This is a genomic window from Streptosporangium sp. NPDC002544 (assembly GCF_040295965.1).
GTDB lineage: Bacteria > Actinomycetota > Actinomycetes > Streptosporangiales > Streptosporangiaceae > Streptosporangium.
This window is the reverse complement of sequence record NZ_JBEOWJ010000011.1, coordinates 60,403-83,103: the sequence shown is the minus strand read 5'-3', so window position 1 is coordinate 83,103 and position 22,701 is coordinate 60,403. Positions and strand designations below refer to the sequence as shown.

Genomic DNA, 22,701 nt, shown 5'->3' with positions numbered 1-22,701 from the left:
CAAGCACCTCGACACCCCTCACGGAGGCTCCCAGTGTTCGAGCGCTTCACCGACCGTGCCCGCCGCGTCGTGGTCCTGGCCCAGGAGGAGGCCCGGAGACTCGGCCACGACCACATCGGCACCGAGCACATCCTGCTTGGCCTGGTCCTTGAGCAGGACGGCGTCGCCGGCCGCGCCCTGCGGGCCCTGGACATCGACGGCGAGCGGGTCAGGAACGACGTGGAGGAGATCATCGGCAGGGGTGACGAGACCCCCGGCAGTCACATCCCCTTCACCCCGCACGCCAAGAAGGTGCTCGAACTGTCGCTGCGGGAGGCACTCGGCCTGCACCACACCTACATCGGCACCGAGCACATCCTGCTCGGTCTGATCCGCGAGGGCGAGGGCGTGGCCGCCCGGGTACTGGCCGGGCAGGGGGCGCGCCTGGACGCCGTACGCGCCCAGGTGATCACGCTGCTCGGGCAGCGCGGCCCCGACCGCGTGGTGACCGCCGAGGAGGGCTTTCCGGTGATGGGCGCGTCACTCTCGGCCAGACTGGAGCGCATCCAGGAGAGCCTGGACCGGATCGAGCGCAGGCTGGACGCCATCGACGCCACTGACGCGCCCCGCGAGCCCGGCCCACCAAAGGAGCAGGCTCCTTGAGAACCCTCCCGCAGAACCGGGCAGGGCACACGCCCGCGAGGCGGGGTCAGAGAGGGAACCGCCCGCACCCGCCCTCGTGAGAGGGCATGGAGTGGGCCCTCCCCGTTTCGGGAGCCCTGAGCGATCCCGAAACGGGGAGGCCGAATGATGGGGTCAACTCGGGGATGCCGTCGCCATCACTCCCACGGCCAGCCTGGCTTCCACCACGCCGGGATCCTCGGTGTAACTCAGGGTCGCGCCAAGCGAGACCAGGAGCCTGCGCATGCGCACGTTGTCGGCGAGCAGGGTGGCTCTGACCTCGGCGAAGCCCAGGTCCCGGGCCCGGTCGACGAGCATCTGGGCCAGGGACGCGCCCAGCCCCCTGCCCTGCCAGCGGTCCTCGATCAGGAAGGCCATCTCGGCGATGCCGGGGTCGGGGGTGAACATCAGGTTGGCGAGGCCGACGACCTGGCCGTCGTGCCCGGCGACGATGGAGTGACCCTTCGTGCGGTCGCAGAGCCGGTCGAAGACCTTCGGCGGCAGCAGGGGCATCGCGGTGAAGTAGCGGAACCTGCGGGCCTCGGGCGAGCAGCGGTCGTGCAGGTCGCGTACGGCCTCACGGTAGAGCCGGGTGAGCGGGCGGACCTGGACCTCGACGCCGTCGGAGAGCGTGATGTCGCGGTCGGTGCCGGACTGCTCGACGGGGGGCTGCGCCAGCCGCACGAAGGAGGCCGCGCGGGCGGCCTCGGTCAGGGTGAAGGGCAGCTCGGCCCGGCGCACCCTGATCGCGCGGCGCGGGGCCACGGGCACGGTGAGCAGCGTGGGGTCCGGGAGATCGCTCATCTCGGCACCGTAGACCCAGCGGGAGTCGTCGGCGCGCAGCAGCTCCCCGAGCAGCTCGGGCAGGCGCCAGGGTGTCGTACGCAGCCGGGAGGCGAGCAGGAGCACGCGGGTGGGCTCGTCCGTCAACTCGTGCGCGGTGGCGGGGACGACCAGGACCTCGCGTCCACCGGCCGCCTCCAGGGCCTCGCGCACCGCCTCGGCACCGGCGGGGATGTCCGTGACGAACTCGTCGACCGTGCCGTCCGCGTCGGTCTGGACGCTCAGGCCCAGGATGTTGCCGCCCTTGGCGGCGAGCGCGGCGGCCAGCGAGGCGAGACGCCCCGGCCGCTCGTCAACGGTAGTACGAATCCTCAGAAACCCCATCAGAATGCTCCCTCTGTCGAGGGATAGCCTTACCTGACCCTGTTACGGGACTGCTACACATGAGTGAGCCTGCCGTTACATCTAGCGGATCACTCATTACGTGGCAGGACTGCTTTTCTGCAACGGTTTCCGTTGACGGGCGCATCACAATAGACGGATATAGCAGGATATGAGGCCATGAGCACGCGTGTTCCCCTGGCTGGGGATTTCGTCAACGGAGACGTCTCCTTCTGGTACCGCTCCCTCGGCATCCCCATGGCCGGCACTCCCCTCGGCGGCGACCTCGACGCCGACGTGGCCATCGTCGGCGCCGGCTACACCGGCCTGTGGACCGCCTACTACCTGAAGAAGGCCAGCCCCACCCTGCGGGTCGTGGTGCTGGAGAAGGAGTTCGCCGGCTACGGCGCCTCAGGGCGCAACGGCGGCTGGCTGGTCGGCGAGCTGGCGGGCACCCCCGAGCGCTACGCCAGGACGCACGGCGCGGACGCGGCCAAGCGGCTGCAGCGAGTGATGTTCGAGGCGATCGACGAGGTCATCACGATCGCCAAGGACGAGAACATCGACGCGGACATCGTCAAGGGCGGCGTCACCACGGTCGCCACCAACGCCGCCCAGGACCGGCGGCTGCACCGGTTGCTCGCCCACGAGCGCCACTGGGGCTGGACCGAGGATGACGTGCGGCTGCTCGATCCGGCGGAGCGGGAGGAGCGCCTGCGGGTGGCCGGCGCGGTCAGCGCGATCTGGAGCCCGCACTGCGCCAGGATCCAGCCCGCCAAGCTGGCCCGCGGCCTGGCCCAGACCGTGCGGGACCTCGGGGTGAAGATCTTCGAGCGCACCCCGGTCACCGAGATCGCCCCGCGCGAGGCCCGCACACCGCACGGCACGGTCCGCGCCGACTACGTCATCCGCGCCACCGAGGGCTTCACCGCCGAGCTGAAGCAGTACCACCGCGCCTGGCTGCCGATGAACAGCTCGATGATCGTCACCGAGCCGCTGGGCGGGCTGTGGGACGAGATCGGCTGGGAGGGCCACGAGCTGCTCGGCGACATGGCGCACTACTACATGTACGCCCAGCGCACCGCCGACGGCCGGATCGCGTTCGGCGGTCGCGGCAAGCCCTATCTCTACGGCTCCCGGCTGGACGAGCGGGGCCGCACCCACGAGTGGACGATCGAGGCGCTCTGGGAGTTGCTGACCGGGATGTTCCCCGCGGTCAGGGCCTCGAAGGTGGCGCATGCCTGGTCCGGGGTGCTCGGCGTGCCGCGCGACTGGTGCGCCACCGTGCACGTCGACCACGCCACCGGCATCGGCTGGGCGGGCGGCTACACCGGCCACGGGGTGACCACGACCAACCTCGCCGGCCGTACCCTGCGCGACCTGATCCTGCGCGAGGACACCGAGCTCGCCTCCCTGCCCTGGGTGGACCGCAAGGTGCGGGGCTGGGAGGTGGAACCGCTGCGGTGGATCGGCGTGCACACCATGTACGACCTCTACCGGCGGGCCGACGCCAGGGAGAAGGCGGGACTCGGCCGCACCTCGGTGCTGGCCCGCGTCGCCGACTCCATCACCGGACGCTGAGCGCCGGGGAAGACGGCCCCGGACGCCGGACGGCGGCGGGCGCCCGGAGAAACTCACCCTGGACCTCGGCCGATCGAGCGTGCAGTGTAGGTGATCAAGCGGCATCCCGGGGGCGTCAGCGGCCTCCGGGCCACCGACAGAAGGATGGTGCAACAGTGAGCGACCTGCTCTTCCGGGGTGGCCGGGTCTTCCTCGCCACCGACGCCTTCGCCGAGGCGGTGCTGGTCCGTGACGGCCGGATCGCCGCTGTAGGCGCGGAGTCCGACGTCGTACGGCTGGCCGCCCCCGGCCACGAGGTCGTCGACCTGGACGGCCGCCTGCTGACCCCCGGGTTCACCGACGCGCACATCCACCCGGTGCAGGCGGGCCTGGAGCGGGCCAGGTGCGACCTGTCCGAGGTCTACGGCCTGCCGGAGTACCTGGAGAAGATCGTCGCCTACGCGGACTCCCACCCCGGCCACGAGTGGATCGACGGCGGCGGCTGGGACATGTCGGCCTTTCCCGGCGGCCTCCCGCACCGCTCCCAGCTCGACGTCGTCGACCGCCCGGTCTATCTGATCCAGCGCGACCACCACGCCGCCTGGGTCAACAGCCGGGCGCTGGAGCTGGCCGGGATCACCCGCGACACCCCCGACCCGGCCGACGGCAGGATCGAGCGCGACGCCGACGGCACGCCGAGCGGCGTACTGCACGAGGGCGCGATGGACCTGGTCGGCTTGCTCACCCCCCGTCCCAGCGCCCGGGACATGCACGAGGCGCTGCTGGCGGCCCAGGACCACCTGTTCTCCCTCGGCATCACCGGCTGGCAGGACGCCATCGTCGGCTCCTACGCGGGCTACGACGACCAGCTGTCCACGTACGTCTCGGCGGCGGCCTCCGGCGCGCTGCGGGCCCGCGTCGTGGGCGCGCTGTGGTGGGACCGGACGCGCGGCGCCGAGCAGATCCCCGAGCTGCTGGAGCGGCGCGAGTCGGCCACGGGCCTGGAGCGGTTCCACGCCACCTCGGTGAAGATCATGCAGGACGGCATCACCGAGAACTTCACCGCCGCGGTGATCGAGCCCTACTGCCGCTGCGGCGGCACCGGCCTGTCGTACGTGGAGCCGGCGCTGCTGAAGGAGTGCGTCGCCGAACTGGACCGGCACGGCTTCCAGGTCCACTTCCACGCCATCGGCGAGCGGGCGGTCCGCGAGGCGCTGGACAGCTTCGAGGGGACCGACCCGGCCAACCGGCACCACATCGCGCACCTGCAGATCGTCGAGCCCTCCGACGTGCCGCGCTTCGCCGAGCTCGGCGTGACCGCCAACCTGCAGCCGCTCTGGGCCACCCACCACGCCCAGATGGACGAGCTGACCCTGCCGTTCCTGGGCGAGGAGCGCTCCGGCTGGCAGTACCCCTTCGCCGACCTGCTGCGCTCGGGCACCCGCTTCTGCGCGGGCAGCGACTGGCCGGTCTCGGTCGCCGACCCGTTCCAGGGCATGCACGTGGCCGTCAACCGCACCGAGCCCGGCGGCTCACTGCACGCGGACTACCCGACGGCGCAGACTCCGTTCCTGCCCGGCCAGCGCCTGGACCTGGCCACCGCGCTGACCGCCTACACTGCCGGCTCCGCCCGGATCAACCACGACGACGACGCCGGCACCATCGTCCCCGGCAACCGCGCCGACCTGGCCGTCCTGGACCGCGACCCGTTCACCGAGCCGCAGACCGAGATCTGGCGGACGAGGGTCGCGATGACCTTCGTCGGCGGCGAGCAGGTCTACCGGCGCTGACCCGGTCGAAGGAGTTCCGAAGTGAACGATCTGCCCATCTGCGTCACCTGCGGGGTCCAGTACGCCGCAGTGCGGGATGACTGCCCGATCTGCGAGGACGAGCGGCAGTACGTCGGCTGGGAGGGCCAGCGCTGGACCTCCCTCAACGAGCTCCGCGAGAGCGGGCACAGGGCGCACCTCGCCGAGGAGGGAACCGGGGTCGTCGGCATCGGCACCGACCCCGCCACCGCCATCGGGCAACGCGCCCTGCTGGTCCGCACCCCCGCCGGCAACGTGCTGTGGGACATGGTCACCCACCTCGACGACGAGCTGATCAGGCAGGTCGGCGAGCTCGGCGGGATCGACGCCATCGCGATCAGCCACCCGCACTTCTACGGCTCGATGGTCGAATGGGCGCACGCCTTCGACGCGCCGATCCACCTGCACGCGGCCGACCGCGCCTGGGTGGCCCGCCCCGACGAGTCGGTGCTCTTCTGGGAGGGCGACACCCACGAGATCCTCGAAGGAGTGACGCTGGTCAACGCGGGCGTGCACTTCGACGGCGGCCAGGTCATGCACTGGCGCGACGCCGAGGACGGCCGGGGCGCGCTGTTCTCCGGCGACATCCTCCAGGTGGTGGCCGACCGCCGCTGGGTCGGCTTCATGTACAGCTACCCCAACCTGATCCCCGAACGCCCCGCCACGATCCGCCGCGCCCTGTCGCTCCTGGAGCCGTACGCCTTCGACCGCGTCTACGGCGGCTGGTGGAAGCGGATCGTGCACACCGACGGCGCCGAGGCCGTCCGCCGCTCCGCCGACCGCTACCTGGCCTTTGTTCTGGACGATTAACCACTGGAAAAGATCGCCAAGGTGAGGGATAGTCCCCTGGTGCCGGGATCAGAGGAAGCAGAGAACGCGCGCCCGCTGTGGCGGGACCGGAACTTCAACGTCTTCTGGGTCTCCCAGACGCTCTCCGTCGCCGGGGACTCGTTCGCCTACATCGCCATCCCGCTGCTGGTGCTGAACGTGACCGGGTCTGTCGCGCAGATGGGCCTGCTGACGGGCGTGGCCGGTGCCGCGTCGGTCGGTGCCGGGATCTTCGCCGGGATCCTGGCCGACCGGCTCGACCGGCGGACCCTGCTGATCTGCTGCGACCTCGCCCGCCTGGTGCTGTACGGGCTCATCCCGCTCGTCTGGGCGTTCGGCCCCCAGGTCTGGCTGCTGTACGTGGTGCTGCCGCTCAGCGAGGCGATCGGGATGGTCTTCCAGGTCACCTACGTGACCGCGGTGCGCAACCTGGTCGACGGCGACCGCATCACCGAGGCCAACGGCCGGCTCTACGCGACCGCCGCGGCGGCCGGTGTCGGCGGCCCGCTGCTCGCCGGGGTGGTCTCCGGGCAGTTCGGCCCGACCGCGGCGATCGCCATCAACGCGGCGAGCTTCGCGCTGTCGGCGGCGGGCCTGTACTTCGTCCGGTTCAAGCGACCCGAGGCCGGCGCGCCCGCGCCGCCGCGCCAGCGGCCCTGGCAGGAGTTGCTGGCCGGTGCCCGGTTCCTCTGGCGGCACCCGGTGCTGCGCTCCCTGACGATCCTGCTCTCCTTCTTCATCTTCTTCACGCTCGGCATGACCGACGTCCTGATCTACCACCTCAAGCACGATCTGGGCCACTCCGACGGCACCGTCGGCACGGTCCTCGCGGTCGCCGCGGCCGGCACGATCGCCGGAGCCGTGCTCGTGGCGCCCGTCCGCCGCAGGCTCGGTTTCGGCGTCACCTGGATCGGCGCCCTCGCGACCAGCGGGCTCGCCATGGCGGGCGTCGGCCTCTCCGGCCGTGTCCCGGTGATCGCCGCCCTGATGGCCGTCTACCTCTGCGGCGTCAGCGTGGCCGGGATCTGCTCGATGTCCCTGCGTCAGCAGGTGACCCCGGATCATCTGCTCGGCCGCGTCACCTCGGCGTTCTGGACGATCCACTTCTCCCTCGGCCCGGTGGGCGCGGCCGTCCTGACCTGGGGTGCGGGCGGCTACGGCGTCACCGTGATCTGCCTCCTGGCCGGCACCGCCTGCCTGCTGATCGCGACGACCGCGCTCTTCACCCCCATCCGCCGCCCCGCCCCCGAGCACTCCGCGCCCACCACCTCATGAGGCCCGAGCATCCGGCGGTGAAAGGTCGTTCGGTATGGTCGCCTCGGCGGCTGATCCATGGTTTCCGGCGCCCGCCGGCTGAGCGGGCCGCCGCCTGGCGGCCCGCTCAGCCGGCGGGGACCCGGGGTCAGCTGTTCGCCGCGGTGAACGCGGCCGCCCCGCCGACGAGCGGCAGCATGACCTTGCTCTTCGTCGTGTCGAGGTGCAGCGTCGCGCCGGGGGTGGGCCGGATGGTGTACTCGTAGTCGCTCGACAGCAGCACGATGCCGATGCGGTGTCCCGCCGCGAACACGTAGTCATGCGGCTGCATGTCGAAGTCGAGGCGGTACGGGCTGCCCGGCTTGACCGGTTCGGTCTTCGAGATCGACTTACGGTTCTGCGGATCCACCCAGCCTCGGGTGATGATCTTCGCCTTACCGTTCTGGTCGTAGTCGACGAGCAGCGCCGTGACGTTCGCGGCCGGCTGGCCGAAGGACATCCGCAGTGATACCTGCGGCGTGCCGCTGAGCCGGACCGCACCGGTCAGCGCCCCCGACTTGTAGGCCAGGCGGTTGGGAGACGTCACGGCGTCGGCGAGGGTCAGCGCCCGCTTCGACGCGTCGTCGACGATCGTCTCGGTCACCGGCTGGCCCAGGCGGGTCTTGTCGCCGGTGAGGACACCGGCGGTGCCGTCCGTGCCGGGCGCCAGGTTGAGCTCGGTGGCGGCCGCGGCCGGTTCGGGCCACTCGGGGTATTCCACCAGCGTCCTGTCCTCGCGCTGGATCAGTGCCCGCTGGTCGTTCTCCACGCCGTTCTGCTGGTCCCACAGGTAGCGGGTGAACCAGCGGTTGAGCACGTTGACGCTCGGGGAACCGCCATGCCCGCCCTGGTGCAGATAGATCTTGTGCGGCACCCCGCGCGCCTTGAGCGCCTCGTACCACTGCGCGGCGTGCTTGGTCTTGACGTTCCAGTCGTTGAGCCCGTGCGCGACCAGCGTCGCGGCGCGGACCTTGTCGACGTCGTTCATGTAGTTACGCTCGTCCCAGAAGGCGCTGTAGTCGCCGGTGACCCGGTCCTGCGCCTTGGCGAGCTCCTCGATGACGCTTCGGCAGATCTGCTTGTTCGCGCGGGTGTAGACGTACTCCGCGAGCACGTCGGCGTCCTCACCCTGGTAGCCGCCCGGGGCGACGACGGCGCCGTTCGCGCGGTAGTAGTCGTACCAGCTCGAGATCGCCGAGATCGGCACGATGGCCTCAAGACCCTCGACACCGGTGCTCGCGACCGCGTTGGGCAGGGTGCCGTTGTACGACGTGCCGATCATGCCGACCTTGCCGGTCGTCCACGTGGCATTGACCTCCCTGCCGGTGGCGTCGTAGGCCTTCGCGCGCCCGTTCAACCAGTCGACGACCGCTTTCGCGCCGATGGTCTCGTTGCGCCCACCGGTGGTCGGACAGCCGTCGGACTTACCACTGCCCAGCGACTCGGCATGGACCACCGCGAAACCGCGAGGCAGCCAGTTGGACTCGTGACTGGTGCTGATGGCGGGCTGCGGGCCGGTGCCCGTGACGGCCTCGTCACCGTCGGCCACGCCTGCCACGCCGGCGGCGGCCAGCCGCTCGTCGGTCGCCGGATCCTTCACCGAACCACCGCGGTTCATCCAGCCCTTGCCCGGACGGAGTGCCTCGTGGAGCTCGTGATCGACGTTGTGGTTCGTGACCGGGTTGCCGCCGGCGTAGTAGGGGCTGACCTCGTACACGACGGGCGACTTCAAGCCGGCCGTCTCCGTCTCCCGGAGCCGGGTGACCTCGGCGTGCACCCGGTCGTTGCGTCCGTCGCCGTCGCTGTCGATCGGGGTCTCGACCCACACCTCCTCGCGGATCCAGTCGTTGCGGTTCGTCGAGAACACCGGCTGGGCCATGCCGTCCGTGAAGACCGGTCCGACGGAGGGGTCGGCGGCCGCGCTGACGGGGGCCGAGGTCGCCGCGACCCCGGCGAAGGTCATGGTGGCGGCGAGACCCAGCGCCGCGGCGCCGCGGCGTGCCGTCCCCGGGCTACGGGGGGCGGTTGGTGCCCCAAGACCCGTCACCAGGCGTGTTATAGACATCGACAAACCTTCCCGAACAATCAGTGCGGGGCGGGAAAAGGCCCCAACCAAGGTTCAAGGGACAGTAAAGGCTGTCCCAAGAAGGCTTGATGTTATGGGCAGGAAGTACGAAATGTCTATGGATGGGCACCCTGTCTCGATCACTACAATTTCGACACATATCGAGCTAGATCTCGGCGGCTCGAACACCACACGTCGAGATCCGGGACCCGGTGGCGCGCCTGGGACACCGCAGGGTGCGCGGTGAGCTCATCCGGCCCGGACACCGAGTGAGCGAGGCGACCGTACGGCGGATCCCGCGGTCCCCGCGGTCCGGTCCGGCTCCCCGCACCACCGACGCCTCCTGGCAAGCGTTCCTGAACACTCAGGCGAAATGGTGACCGATGGTCGATGAAGCCTCGCTCGCTCCCCCTCGTTTCGAACACGGCTACCTGACGTGAAAGTCACCGAGATCACCTCAGCGGCCGTCTCCTCCTGGACGGACTGTCACAAGGGGACGCCATACCATTCCTGAACAGCTGATCAGGCAGGTCGGCGAGCTCGGCGGGATCGACGCCATCGTGATCAGCCATCCGCTGCTGGTGCTGCAAGTGACCGGGTCGGTCGCGCAGATGGGCCTGCTGACGGGCGTGGCCGGTGCCGCCGTCCGCCGCAGGTTCGATTTTGGCGTCACCTGGATCGGCGCCCTCGCGACCAGCGGGCTCGCCATGGCGGGCGTCGGCCTCTCCGGCCGCGTCCCGGTGATCGCCGCCCTGATGGCCGTCTACCTCTGCGGCGTCAGCGTGGCCGGGATCTGCTCGATGTCCCTGCGCCAGCAGGTGACCCCGGACCATCTGCTCGGCCGCGTCACCTCAGCGTTCTGGACGATCCACTTCTCCCTCGGCCCGGTGGGCGCGGCCGTCCTGACCTGGGGTGCGGGCGGCTACGGCGTCACCGTGATCTGCCTCCTGGCCGGCACCGCCTGCCTGTTGATCGCAACGACCGCGCTCTTCACCCCCATCCGCCGCCCCACCCCCGAACAAGCTGTTCCTGACGCGAACGGCTCCCTCCCGTGACACTCCCGAGCTGAATCCATCGGGTTTCCACCTCGGCGGCTGGCGATCGACCCCTCTGGAAGATCACAGGTTGGTCACCCAGCGACAAAGTGTCAACTTACTTAATTAACCTTCCATATGTGCAGAAAGTAGCAAGCCCCATATCGGCCCAAATCGGTCGTTTTCTGACAATTTTCAAAGGGGCCACCGAGTCCGTCCAGGGGGAGAGTTGCTCAGGTAAGAGGACCTCCGGTCGTCAAACGACCTGGAATCTCAGGGTTGAAGGCCACCACACTCTCCCCGTCTGGCTGCGGGAGTGGAACACAGGCGAAAGCGATGTCGTGCTGGGACGACCTTCCAACGTGCCACCGATGCCGGAAGCACTGTCAACGCTGCTCAACAAACGAAGAGCCGGCATCGAGCAGCGACAAAAAACGTTCATGAGCGTCTATCTGGTCCAGCCCAGCGAGCAAGGCTGGCCGAAACTACAAAAGAAGCTCACACTCGACGATTTTCATCTCACGGTGGGTTCCGAACTGATCGAAGCGGCACACAGTCTCGGCATCATGGGCATCGCCTCCAAGGAGGAGCTTCTCGGCGAGACCGGGCGGAGCAGAAACGAGTTGTGTGGAACGTTCGGCTCTGGCGCGGAAGCGGCTCCAGTGGCGCTCTATGTGATCTCACGAGTGGTTCCCACCCTGCGCGCCGTCAACTGGCTGTGAGAGGAATCATAGAGAGCCATGCAACGCCTCAATGTTTTCATCCAGGAAGGCGTGGGTGGCGACGTCCGCCTTCGCACCATAGCGGATGAATCACAGATGAAAGCTGTCGCACTTCAAGTGGCTCAAAAGGCTGTCGAAAATCATTTTCAACCAGTGGTTCTCGGCTCGATCCAAGGCAGCCTTAATGCAATCAAGGAAATTCTGAAGCAGTATAAAACCCCTACCGCCGGCAAGGCGAACATCTACCAACTGGAGCCTGTGCGCGCCTTGCTCAGGAGACTCGAAACGCGTATGACTCCTGAGGCCAAAGAGTTCGACGACATGCTGGCCGCGTACTACGGCCGGGAAACAGCTCGGTCGCATACGAGCCTCGCCCAAGTCAATCACACTGACAACGTGAACCACGTCATAATTCACAACACAGTGCGCGACTCCCTGGCAGAGCATATCCAAGCGCTTGTTGCAGTCGGCCTGATCACCGTAGACGACCTGTTTTCCATCGCAGTCGAAATAGAGGCGTCCTACGCTCTACCTGACTAGTCGACCGCCGTCTTGGTTCCTCCCCCATGGCGTGTCACTCGCGGACGCAGTCGCACTTTGACGGCGCTTCGGGTGAATGCTGCGTCTGTTGCCTTACTGGACCAGACATACGCTTCCCCCGGGGTCAGGTTCGCCATTTTGGTGGAAGTGAGATCGGCCAGCGAGGCGTTCGCCTTCTGAAGGTGCTTGAGCCAGGCGGGCGATGTGAACTTGTGCAAGATCACATGGTTGGAGAGTTCGATCAATGGGATGGGAACGGAGGGCGGATCCTGGCTGGCGACCAAAACGTTCATGCCTTTGTGTCGCATCTCGCGGACGCTCTCCACCAGGCCCACGACCAGATTGTGGCTCTCCATGTACTTGTGGGCCTCATCGAACACGACCAGCTTGTTGAACCGCTTTCCCTCGCTCTGCGCCTCGGCGAACAACTGCATGAGAACCACGAAAAGACCAAGCGCCTCATCCTTCTCGATGAACTCGTCTCGCAGATCAACAATGATCATTCGTCCGGGCTGGACGAGCTGCTTCACCTGCGCGCTGTCGTCGATGTACTCGGCGGCCAGGTTGAGCCGCTCCTGGGCGAGCTGCTTGAGATTCTCCGAGAGCGAGGACTGCTCAACGCCCTCACGAATGGCGTCAAGCCTCAGATCCCTGCGGTTCGCCTTCATGATCCGCTGAAGCTGACGGATGTAAGTGGACTGGTTGCCGACCGCTCCCATGAGAAAACGCCAGTGCTCGGCACGTAGTTCGCCGGAGCCGAACTTCAAAGGAAGGACCCGGACGCTCGGGTACTCCGCTCGTCGCTGCTCCAGCTGATCCTCGGGCACGAGCATCACCACATCGGTCAGCGCCGCCGGTTCGACCCCGTAGCGCCGGCGGAGCACTTCGACCTGAGCGGCCTCATCGTTCGGCAGCACCATGCTGGTGAACTCCGGGGCGTAATCCAGCGTCGGGCTGTAATGGAAGACGATCGTGGCCAGGGGATTCGGCAACTCGTTGACAGGAGGTGCCGACAACGAGGCTGCCTCGATGATCGTGCCGAGCGTGTAGCTCTTGCCGCCGCCCTGAACCCCGAACAGGCTGATCGTGTGTGTTTCGTTGAGGTCGAGCGCGATCCGCCGGCCGGTGGCCTCACCGAGGATTCCGTACTGCGGCGATGGTCTGGCCGACCCCAGGTAGATGTCGGGAGCCAAGACCGACCCGGCAGGAGAGAGTTCGACCTGCCTGGCCTGTACCTTTCCCGCAGGGATCTCGGCATCGGGAACACCGGGCTCCACCGGGGGTACAGGTGCCTCCTCCTCCGGCTGTCCCCGTTCTTCATGCCCGTCATCGGTGTCTTCATCGGCATCCTCTTCCTCGGGCACCGCATGGGTGCGAGCCGGTGCCCGGAAGACGGCGTCCGCGAGCCTCGGAAGAGTGAGATCGAGCTGCTCCAGGGACTCGGAGGTGGGACTCGCGGCGAGGACCGCGTCTGTCGGAATGGCCTCGATGAGTTCCTCCGCGAGATCACGGCCGATCCGATGAAACTCGATGCCTCCCTCGGATTCACTCGACACGCCCTGCCCGCCGAGATCGAAGACGAGCCCGGTACGGGTGAACTCCAGCCGGTAGCCGCGATCGAGCTGGGACAGCAGCCACTCGGCCTCGTTTGCGGCGTCTGCCCGCATGGTCTGATAGCGGATGGCTCGACCGAGATAGAAGCGCAGCAACCCCGCCAGATCGGCATTCCGTACCACTCGGTCCGGGCGGTCGGGCTGGGTGCGGTGCGGATCGAAGTGATCGGCCAGGACCTTCGCGCTCTGGTCCAGCTGAACCGTCATGCGGTTCTTGAGCTCTTCATAGGCGGACAGGCCGCCCAGCGAGCTGTAGCACTTGACCTCGACCAGACGGCAGGTGATCGTACGTCGCCGGGCGTCCAGGCCGAACAGTGCCAGATCGGTGCGCTGCAGTCCCACCGCCTCCCCGACCTCGTCGGCACGTTTACGGGCCTCCCGGTACAGCTCCAGATGCGCGTCCAGCGGAACGAGAATCTGATCGGCGAGAACACCCTGGTAGTCAAGGTAGAGGCGAGCCAGCGCCAGGCCGAGAACCTCGGTGCGCTCCGTGGGGACCGCAGAGGCGAGTTTGAACGCCAGCCGGCCGGACAGCAGCCGCAACTGATCGAAGAAAGTGGCGGTGTGCCGGGAGTCGATCCTCTCGAAGCCGTGCTGTGCGATCACCGGGAAGAGCAGGGAGCGCAGTTCGTCGACCGATCGAGAACTGATCACTATATGGTGACCCAGGCCCTCCGAGGCATCGGCGTCGAAGTCGATGATGTAGTCGGGACGTCGCTCACTGCCGGGGCTGTCGAAGTACTCCACCCCCAGCGTCCTGTCGGCGGTGATCACCCAGTCACTGGAACGGTGAGCCTGGTGCAGAAGGGTTCCGTCCTCCACGTCGAGGCTGAGAGTGATCCTCGGTGCGAGACGTGTCCCCGCCTGCCCGGTGGTCACGGCCGAGGCGGCGGCGGAGATGGCCTGCGGCAGGGAGGAGAGCAGATCGGAGAGCTCCTCCGCTCCCCTGATCGGATGAGCCCGGCCGTGACGGGGCTGTTTGTGCCAGGCGACAACGTCCTCGTCCTCGACATAGGTGACGATCATGTCCTGCTGGAGTCCATGGACCTGGGACAGCCCGTGACTCCCGACGGGAGCGGCGTCGAACCGCTCACCGCTGAAGGCGTCGAGGAGCAGGGTGATGTGCGCGGAATGTTCGCCGGCCGCGGAGCGGAACTCGCCCAGGGGCCGCACCGCCACCGACAGTTTGGGAGTGATCCCCGAGGCTGTGCGGGTGTGGAACGGTTCGGCGTCCGCGATCGAACTCCACTCCCCCCGGAGCAGTTGAGCCAGCGCGTCTCCGTTTCCGGGCGCCCCGGGGTCCGCGGCGAAAAGCCGGACATCATAAGTGATCTCCTTCAGCCCTTTCCGGCGCTGAATTTCGACGAGCATGTCCGCGATCTGCTCTGCCCTGCCCGCGTTGACCACGCTGATCACCAAGGTGGCGACGTAGGGATGCAGGCGCAGGTATCGCTCGACCCGGTCCGCGAGCCGCTTTCCGGAGATCGAGGTATCGCTCGCCCAGCGCTCCGGCAGGTGGAGCGCGGAGGTGAGGGCCGCGAGCACGCCCTGGGGGTCCTTCGTGTCGGTGGGCAGGCAGACACCCCAGTAGGGGTTGAGGTCGCCACTGGCGACGGTGAGCCTGCCACCGGATCGGGGAACGACGAGGGGAAACCCTAGCGGGGTCATCCCGGCCAGCGAGCGTCCCGCGGCGGCGACCACCGCGGCCTCGTTCTCGGCGGCGTCGGCGAGCCACCGGTGTCCCAGCTCGGCCCAGGTGACGAGCCAGAGCAGGCGGAGCGGATGCGTCGGCGCGACAAGGGTCAGTTCGCTTCTCGCACCGCGCGGATCGGTGTAGTCCACGGCGACGCAGTCGATCTGCAGCATCGCCGTGAGCTCACGCAGCAGACCCGGAACCTGACTCTCGTCGGCCCGCCCGGTGCGATGCAGGTGATGGCCGAGCAGTTCGCCGTATGCTTCGGCGTAGGTCTGTGCGAGAACGCGGATACCGGTCAGATCACAGCCCTCGACGACCATCGCGTCCGTACCGCGGATCGCTTCGAAGAGCGCACGGCGCGCCTGGGCGAACTCCTCGAACGCGTCACCTCCACCGCTGGACCAATCCGGATCCTCCCAGGTGATCGCCCCCGGCTGGTCGGTGTGAACGGGGAGGCGCGGACGCCCCAAACGATCGGCGTCGGCGAGGATCTGGTGTTCCAGATCGAAGAGCGTGGGTGCGAGCGGGATCTCGATCTGGGCGTGGGCTCCAAAGGCGGCCTGGATGACATGGCGTCCGGCGCCGTGCGCGCTCTTCCAGCCGACCGTACGGCACGCCACGTCCCGCCACTCCCTGCCCTCTTCCCGCGCCTTGAACTCCAGGCGCCGGAGGGCATGGGTGAGGCTGATCTCCTTCGTGACCCGCTGCTGAGGCAGAGCCTCGTCGATCTCATCGTCGGTGACCACGAGGAATCGGTCACTTTCGTTGAGGCCGTACACACCGTCGCGGGAAGATGCCACCGGCAGCGGGATGCCCTCCTCGTCCTGTGGAAGAACCCGGATGTAATGCCAGCCCTGCTCCAGATCGGCCCCGCGCAGCTTTTTCAGGATCGCCTTGTAGGCGGTCTTCGCCGTTGTGCTGACGCGTACGGAGGCCGCCACGCCGGTCGGTCCCGCCTCCTCCGACACCAGTTGAACGGTGAACCTGGTCAGGCCCGCGATCCGGCGTGGGTCGGGGCTGACCTCGAAGGTGACGGGAAGCTGTGTCAGTCCTTGTCTACCGGCGGAGAGAAACAACTGTCCGGTGAAGTTGGCCAGGACGGAGTTGCTCGCGTGCTCGGGCCGCTCTCCCGCACGCGGAAGTTCGAGGTCGCCAACCGTGATGTGAACCGCCTCGACGGGGCGTTCCTCACGCAGCGGCCAGTGCTGGAAGGCGAGTTTCCAGTTGGCCCGGTCGACCACGATCCGGCGTGTCCAGGTTCTCGTGCTCTCCAGGCCCGTCTGGACCACGAACGCGGCGAGACGTGCCCGGAACGCGGGGTCGGCCAGGTTCAGTTCGATGACGCGTTGCCGCTCCGGCCGCTCCGTACGAGACAGGATGCGCATCTGCTGGAGGTTACGAACCGTGCGGGTCCGGATCTGCGCGGCATCCGTGAAGAGTTCGAAGTCGGGCACCAGTCCCAGTTCGAAGACGGCCGCCCCGGCGGCGAGCGGGTCGAATTCGTTGAGCTGGACCGTCAGAAGGTAACGGGCCCTGGCCAGTGAGTCGCCGTACGGCCACTCTTCCTCGATCAGGACGTCGAAGAGATCGCCCACACCGCGGCGTAGCCGCTCGGGAAGCTCGGCGAACAGCCGCTCGGCCAGACCGGCGTAGACGTCACCCAGTACGAGTTCCTCGAAGGTGGCCACGTCGAAGGAGTCCTCGGCGCTGGCCCGGGTTCCAGGGGGAACGAAGACCAGCAGTGGCGGTCGCTGCCGGTCGCCGACCGGGTTGCGCAGCTCGATCAGCTTGGTGCTGCTGACCGCCACCTCCGGGGAAACCTCGGGTGGGCCGCCCAGGACATGGACCTGGGCGTCGTTGCTAACAGCGGTGCGCACCCTGTGGCAGAGCCGCTCCGCGAGGGCGGCACCGATGTCGGTGACCCGGGCGCAGTGCCCAGGTTCGCGGGCCTCCAGCAGCGCGGACAGCCTGGGGGTGAGCACCCGCTCCAGCGCTTCGTCGAGGTCCTGGTCGAGTAGTTCGCGTAGTCCTGCGCTCATCGGGGTCCTGTCAGGCCGGTACGACGTAACGTGGGGTGATGGTCTGGGTGAGGTAGGCATCCGACATGTCAGAGTAGAACCCGATCTCCCGGAGCCGCGCGGTGAAGGCCCGCGTGTTCTCCCGGAGCGCGGCCTGATCGGTGATGCCGGCCTGGCCGAAGCCATCGCCCGTGGGAAGGCGATCGATGTGGAGCCCGTAGCGTTCTCGCAGAATCGCCAGGAACTGGTCCACCCGCAGCGGCTCGGTGTGGAACCCCTGGGATCCGCCCGGCTGGAGCAGCGCGATCTGCAGGAGCACCTCCAGTAGGCGGCTGTCCAGGACGAAGCGTCGCTCTCCCCTGCGTGGCTGAGCGATCATCGCCCCGGGACGGTTCTTGAGCAGGAGCGAGTCCAGGCACTCGGTGATGTACTGGCGGTGGAAACGGACCCGGAAGGCGGTGATGACGTCGATGTACGTGCTGAACGGATCGAGGTCCAGCTCCAGGATCTGGGCGATCGTGGAGTCAAGCTCCTCCCCGGTGGATCGGGAGCTCTCCAGCACCCGGCTCAGCCTGGCCCCGGCGAACTGGGCACGTTCGTCGGAGTAGCCGGAACCGAGCAGCGTCACCAGATCCTCGACCTTGAAGATTCCGTTCGGCGGCTTACCCAGCTTGTTGAGCCTGACCAGGTGCTGCGCGAAGTCGTCGAGCTTCTTCACGCAGAAGGTGGCGCGCACGAATTCGGGGATGCGCCCGTACCACACGGCCGCGCCTCGTTCGGCGAGCCGTGCCGCGGGCGTACTGGGAATCCCACCGACGTCGAGAAAGAAGCCTCCGCCCTGGCTCGGCTGCCCACCTTTCAGCCGAGCAGGCAGCAGTTTCATGATCTGCAGGTGGTAAAGGGCCAGGTGGAAGGCGAAAAGAATCTTCAGGTAGTCGACCAGCACGGATCTGGGGATCAGATGCTTGTGGAAGAGCAACCGGACGATGTCCTCCACCAGCAGGTCGGACGCGCCGGGATACAGCGGCGGGCTGGACAGGTACGCACCTCGGTCCCTGCCTCCGGCCGGCCGATCGGTGATGTCCTTCCGGACGGCCTCGGACAGGTTGATGAGCGCCTGGGTCTCCACGTCGATCTCCGCCCCGAGCCTGGGAGTCTCGGTGCTCGCGTCGACCCCGGCGAAGAAGAAGTCCTTGAGGTAGAGGAGGGCATGGCCCCCGCGACCGTCCGAAGCGTGCTGGATCATCGCGTAGAGCTGCTCGTCCACCCCGGAGGGCCGGGAACGGCGGGAGTTGCGGAACCGGTAGGTGAACCCGTGCAGCGGGCGCAGACCCGCGACCAGCTGGTTGGACCTGCCACGGTTGACGAGGTCCAGCAGATGGGTCTCCATCCACCGGTGGGTGATGTCCCGCTCGAACCCGTCGAACAGCTGAGGATGTTCGTGCACGGTGTCGACGAAGTCGTCAACGGAGAGATCGGCGGACCTCGCCAGCACGCTCGGCCACCCCTGCCACCACAGCCGGGGCAGGAACGCGGTCAGCACCCGGTCCATCTCCACCTGCTTGTAGTCGACATGGGTCACGCCGGGATGGCGAAACTCCCTGTCCCCCTTGTGCAGGGTCATCACTCACTCCCCTCGGCCAGGGGCCGCATGAGAAGCCGACCACCGGGAGCACGCCGGATCCGGTACAGGTCTCTTCCTCCCGTGGTGAGCAGCACCTCCTGGTACGGCGCCGCGGACAGCTCGTTCTTAAAGATCGTCAATCCGAGATAGAGCCCCTGCTGCTCGGCCACCCCGGGAAGATAGCCCTCCCACAAGCGGAACAGCAGCTCGTAGAGGTCAAGCCGGATACGCAGCCGTGGCGGGCGCCGCGCGTCCTCGTGGTAGCTCAGGATCAGCGCGTCCGGCTGCTCCTCAAGGTAGGGGGAGGGCGGATGCGCCGTGGTCGTCAACGACAGTCTCTCCAGGGGGAACAGGTGGTAGCTGCGAATGCTCCCACCCGGGACCTGCCGGATCTGCAACGCGAGGACATCCCCCAACCGGCCGGGGTCGGGCAGCCCCTCCCCCCTGTTGATCGCGTTGACGATCTCAGGCAGGTGCTCGGCGATCCGTTCCGGGTGACTCAGCGCTCCCAGGAACCGCTCGGCCGACCGGTACGGCAGCAGCCGCCGTGAGCGCCTGTCGTCGACGCACTCGAAGTAGAAGCGCCGGCGCGCGGAGGCGACATACCCCAGATGCGCGGTGACCTGCCGGGCCGACGGCGCGGCGCTGCGGGGCAGCCGTTCGAAGAGCTCGCCCAGCAACCGGACGTCGTGGTTCTCGCGCTGGTCGACGGTCATCACCGCCTGTCCCGCGTCGGGGCCGACGTAGTCGATCTGACGGTCCAGGGCCGGATCGGGTACGGCGGCCACGTCCACCTCCCGCAGGAAGGCGAGCAACCTGTCCCTGGTCCCCGGAACGCCCGCCCAGCTGTTGAAGTAGAAGCCGTCCAGGATCGCCTCGGCGTCGCCGTCCCGGTAGAGCTCGCGGATCTGCTCGCAGCTCCGGCCCGAGGTGAGCATGAACGCCAGCCCCGAACGGAGATCCCGCAGCGTCGTGTGCAGGTGGCCTCGCAGGTGCGCCAGCGTGTACAGGTCCCTCAGCCGTCTGGTCACCTTGGGACCCGCGCTGGAGTGCGCGAAGGTCCGCGCGTTGTGCGGGGCGTAGCAGACCTTCACCAGCTCGCAGGAGTCGCAGGCCTCCCAGAGGCGTTCGTGGGTCATCCGGCCGAGCACCCGGTTGAAGATCGATTCGTCGTCTCCGGCGACCACACTGCGCCTGTTGAGGTTGACCACGGCCACGTCGCCGGCCGTCTCCGCGCCGTCGAGGCCCGCGAGGACGGTCGCGGCCAGCCAGCCGAACCGCTCCTCGTGCGTGGCGAGGAAGTCGACCAGGCGGCCCTCGTTGATCGCGATGAGGCGCGTCTCCCCGGGGTCCGCGACCGGAACGCTCCCGGCGAACGGCGCGAAGAAATCGAGCAGGACGTCGTCGTTGACCCTGTCGCCCTCGTCCTGGCTGCCGTCGTGGTTGGTACGCAGCCATCTTCCATTGGGCAGCCGGACATCCGCCCCGTTCTCCCTCGGCTCCCCCGGTGTGGCCCCGTGCTTTTCCGCGCGGATGACCAGATGCTCCAGGAACGCGGTCTTGCCGTCTCCCGCGTTCCCGGTGATCACCACGAGGGCGTACCGGCCCCGGAGCACGTCCGGGATCAAGCGGTCGTCGAGCGCCGTCGGCACATAGAGCTTGAACGGGTCGTGACCCCGGGTTCCCGCGTTGCTACTCGTGCTCTGGCTGTAGAGGGTCCGCAGGTGCGCCACGAACGAATTGGCTTCCCCCTGTGGGTCCCGGGGAAGCGGCTCTGGTTCGGGCATCGGCCGTGGCCTGTGCACGCCGTTTCTGACCGTCCGCAGCGCGGCGAGGAAATCGGTGGCATCGGCGTAACGATCGCCCCTGAGCGGGGCGATCGCCTTCGTCAGGGTCGCGACCAGGGCATCGGACAGATCACCGAGACCCGGCAGCGTGGAGGGCACGATCGGCTGCTCGCCGAATTGCCGGCGCGGGTGCGCGAACGGCCATTCGCCGGTGACCAGCTCATACAGGGTCAGCCCGAGGCCGTACACATCGCGGTCCGCGAGATCGGCCACCGTGGGCAATCCACCGCCCGTGTCCGGGGGCGCGTACCGGCCGGTGCCGCCGGCCCTGGACAGGCTGGAATCGGCGGTGACCGAGACGTTGAAATCGATGATCTTGCAACCGCCGTCGGTCCGCAGCAGGTTTCTCGGCTTGATATCGCAGTGGTAGATCCCGTTGGCGTGCAGGTAGACGAGACCCTCGGCGACGTCGATGGCGAGCTTGACGGCGTCGGCCGGGCCGAGTGGCCTTCCCTTGATCAGCTCGTGGACGTCCTGCCCGTCGACGTACTCGAAGACGAGATACGGGATGTCGGTGCTGCCGAGGTAGTCGGCGTACTCCACCTTGACCACGTTGGGATGCGACAGCCCTCGCAGGACGTCATACTCCTGCTTGAGCCGCTCGGTCAGCGAGTGACGGTCCTTGAGCACCAGCTTGACGACTCGGTCGGTGGAGGCCAGGTTGTCGTAGACCTGGTAGACCACCCCGAAGGTGCCCGACCCCAGTTTGCGCCGTATGGTGTGCGTACGGGTGAGCTGGTATCCGTCGGGGAGGTTCTTGTAGTCCGGCGTCGCCCCGCCGCTCGTCACCGGCTCGGCCCCCGCAGCGTCGCTCCCTGCCGCTCCACCGCCTGTCGCTCCACCCCCCGTCGCGCGCCGGAGCAGGTCGAAGGCCTCGGCCGCGGACGGGCGCGCGGAGGGCGCCGCCGCGCAGAGCCGCCTGAGCAGCTCGGCCACCGGCTCCGGCACCCCGGCGGAGGTCATCACCTGGGAGGGCAGCACGCTGCCCTTCGCGAACTGGTCCGCCGTCGTGGCGAATGGTAACTCCCCGGTGAGAAGCTGGAAGGCGATCACCCCGGCCGCGTAGACATCCGACGCGCGGCTCATCGCCTGGGCCCGCGACTGGCACTCGGGCGCCACGTAGGCCGGATCGAGCGCGTCGGCGAGCCTCGGGAGCACGGTGTGGGTACGCGGGTCCTCCGGCCTGGCGTAGTCGAACCCGGTCAGCAGCGCCTTCCCTCCCCCGGTCACCAGCACCGCGGCCGGGGAGAGCGCCCGGTGGAGCACCCGGAACCGATGCGCGTGCGCCAGTCCGCGCAGCATGTCGCGGATCACCCGGAGCTTGGCGTCCGCGCTGAGCGGCTGCCGGGGGTCGTTCAGCCGCAGATGCAGCGCCTGCCCGTGCACGTCGTTCAGCACCAGTACGAACTGGCTCTCGTCCTCACCGGCGAAGAAGTCACGCGACCCGACGATGTGCTCACTCGCGGGCATCTTCGTCAGCACCTCGTAGGCGTTGGCGATCGCGACCCGTTCCGCGGCCCGGACATGCTCCGGCTGGAACGGATCCGCCCGGTAGACGCGGAGCAGCACGGTCTCCGGGGAGACGACGGTGGCGTTGCCGGCCCGGTACTCGGTCACCTCGTCGGTGCCGCCGAGCCGCTCCCGTACCACCCAGTTGCCGAACCGCTGCGGTCCGGTCGGCCTGCGTACGGTCCCCTCAAGCGCCTCGACGATGTCTCGCCGGTACGGCCCGATGTCGCGGGTCAGGCCGGTCCGCACCCGGGAGACGTCGCTCAGCGTCCGCACCAGCTGGGGCAGGGTCGTGACGTCGTTGGCGTCCGCGTCCTGCCGGTCGCTGGGATCGATCAGCCTGGCGTCGTCGGCGGTGAGCACCACCAGCGCGTCCACGTAGATCCGGGAGAGCGCGGGCCGGGCACGTTCCAGCTGCCCCTTGAGCGCGCGGGCGTGGCCCCGCAGCTTGGCCACCGGCGAGCCGTACGGTTCCCGCCGCGACGGGTACCACTTGCGGCCCGCCACCTCGATCCGGCCCCGGGTGCCCTTCACATCGATCAGGCACACCGAGTGGCCGGCCACCACGACGAGGTCCACCTCGTACTTGCCGCCGTGGACCGGGATCTCGATGTTGTGCAACACGAGCCAGTCGTCAGGAGCGTGATCACGCAGGTGCGCGATCGTCATCCGCTCCGCGTCGTTGACCGGGGGGCCGCCACCGACGATCTGAGCCATCCG

The 22,701-nt window shown here is 68.1% G+C and carries 12 protein-coding genes and 1 pseudogene; 8 read left to right on the top strand and 5 right to left on the bottom strand.

Features of this window, described 5'->3' with window-relative positions; all coding sequences use genetic code 11:
• Positions 1-33: 33 nt before the first annotated feature.
• Positions 34-489, top strand: a pseudogene (locus tag ABT061_RS18680) (Clp protease N-terminal domain-containing protein); the annotation flags it as partial.
• Between the two features lie 306 nt (positions 490-795).
• Here ABT061_RS18680 and ABT061_RS18675 read toward each other — a convergent pair.
• Positions 796-1,827 (bottom strand): GNAT family N-acetyltransferase, encoded by a 1,032-nt coding sequence (locus tag ABT061_RS18675; protein WP_350918889.1) that lies wholly within the window; start codon positions 1,825-1,827, stop codon positions 796-798.
• A 177-nt stretch (positions 1,828-2,004) separates the two neighbouring features.
• Between ABT061_RS18675 and ABT061_RS18670 the strand changes: the two genes are divergently transcribed.
• From ABT061_RS18670 to ABT061_RS18655, 4 genes are all read left to right on the top strand, one after another.
• The gene (locus ABT061_RS18670; protein ID WP_350918886.1) at positions 2,005-3,405 is read left to right on the top strand and encodes an NAD(P)/FAD-dependent oxidoreductase; all 1,401 of its coding nucleotides are present in this window, start codon (positions 2,005-2,007) and stop codon (positions 3,403-3,405) included.
• Positions 3,406-3,560: 155 nt separating this feature from the next.
• On the top strand, positions 3,561-5,174 hold the full coding sequence (locus tag ABT061_RS18665) for an amidohydrolase (RefSeq protein ID WP_350918883.1): 1,614 nt from the start codon (positions 3,561-3,563) through the stop codon (positions 5,172-5,174).
• A 21-nt stretch (positions 5,175-5,195) separates the two neighbouring features.
• Entirely contained in the window at positions 5,196-6,002 is an 807-nt protein-coding gene (locus ABT061_RS18660; RefSeq protein ID WP_350918880.1) for an MBL fold metallo-hydrolase, read from the top strand.
• Between the two features lie 39 nt (positions 6,003-6,041).
• A complete protein-coding gene (locus ABT061_RS18655) occupies positions 6,042-7,295 on the top strand; it encodes an MFS transporter (RefSeq protein WP_350918877.1) in 1,254 nt (417 codons plus the stop codon).
• A gap of 127 nt (positions 7,296-7,422) precedes the next feature.
• Here the strand turns inward: ABT061_RS18655 and ABT061_RS18650 are convergent, their stop codons facing one another.
• Complete coding sequence (locus tag ABT061_RS18650) at positions 7,423-9,378, bottom strand: Xaa-Pro dipeptidyl-peptidase (RefSeq protein WP_350918874.1); 1,956 nt, start codon at positions 9,376-9,378, stop codon at positions 7,423-7,425.
• Positions 9,379-9,938: 560 nt separating this feature from the next.
• Between ABT061_RS18650 and ABT061_RS18645 the strand changes: the two genes are divergently transcribed.
• The 3 genes from ABT061_RS18645 to ABT061_RS18635 all read left to right on the top strand — a co-directional run bounded on the left by ABT061_RS18645 (position 9,939) and on the right by ABT061_RS18635 (position 11,674).
• On the top strand, positions 9,939-10,433 hold the full coding sequence (locus ABT061_RS18645; RefSeq protein ID WP_350918871.1) for an MFS transporter: 495 nt from the start codon (positions 9,939-9,941) through the stop codon (positions 10,431-10,433).
• A gap of 119 nt (positions 10,434-10,552) precedes the next feature.
• Positions 10,553-11,134: a hypothetical protein gene (locus ABT061_RS18640; protein ID WP_350918868.1), complete on the top strand. Its 582-nt coding sequence runs from the start codon at positions 10,553-10,555 to the stop codon at positions 11,132-11,134.
• 18 nt (positions 11,135-11,152) lie between these two features.
• Positions 11,153-11,674 carry a hypothetical protein gene (locus tag ABT061_RS18635; protein WP_350918865.1) on the top strand — a complete coding sequence of 174 codons (522 nt, stop codon included), beginning with the start codon at positions 11,153-11,155 and terminating at the stop codon, positions 11,672-11,674.
• Here ABT061_RS18635 and mads8 read toward each other — a convergent pair.
• The 3 genes from mads8 to mads6 are packed head-to-tail and all read right to left on the bottom strand — an operon-like array spanning position 11,671 to position 22,698.
• Positions 11,671-17,022 carry a methylation-associated defense system ATP-binding protein MAD8 gene (gene mads8 / locus ABT061_RS18630; RefSeq protein ID WP_350918862.1) on the bottom strand — a complete coding sequence of 1,784 codons (5,352 nt, stop codon included), beginning with the start codon at positions 17,020-17,022 and terminating at the stop codon, positions 11,671-11,673. The two genes, ABT061_RS18635 and mads8, sit on opposite strands and share 4 nt — an antisense overlap.
• A 10-nt stretch (positions 17,023-17,032) precedes the next feature.
• Entirely contained in the window at positions 17,033-18,625 is a 1,593-nt protein-coding gene (mads7, locus tag ABT061_RS18625) for a methylation-associated defense system protein MAD7 (RefSeq protein ID WP_350918859.1), read from the bottom strand.
• Positions 18,625-22,698, bottom strand: a complete 4,074-nt coding sequence (gene mads6, locus ABT061_RS18620) for a methylation-associated defense system protein kinase MAD6 (RefSeq protein ID WP_350918856.1) — start codon at positions 22,696-22,698, stop codon at positions 18,625-18,627. The genes mads7 and mads6 overlap by 1 nt, the downstream gene beginning before the upstream one ends.
• Between the last annotated feature and the right edge of the window lie 3 nt (positions 22,699-22,701).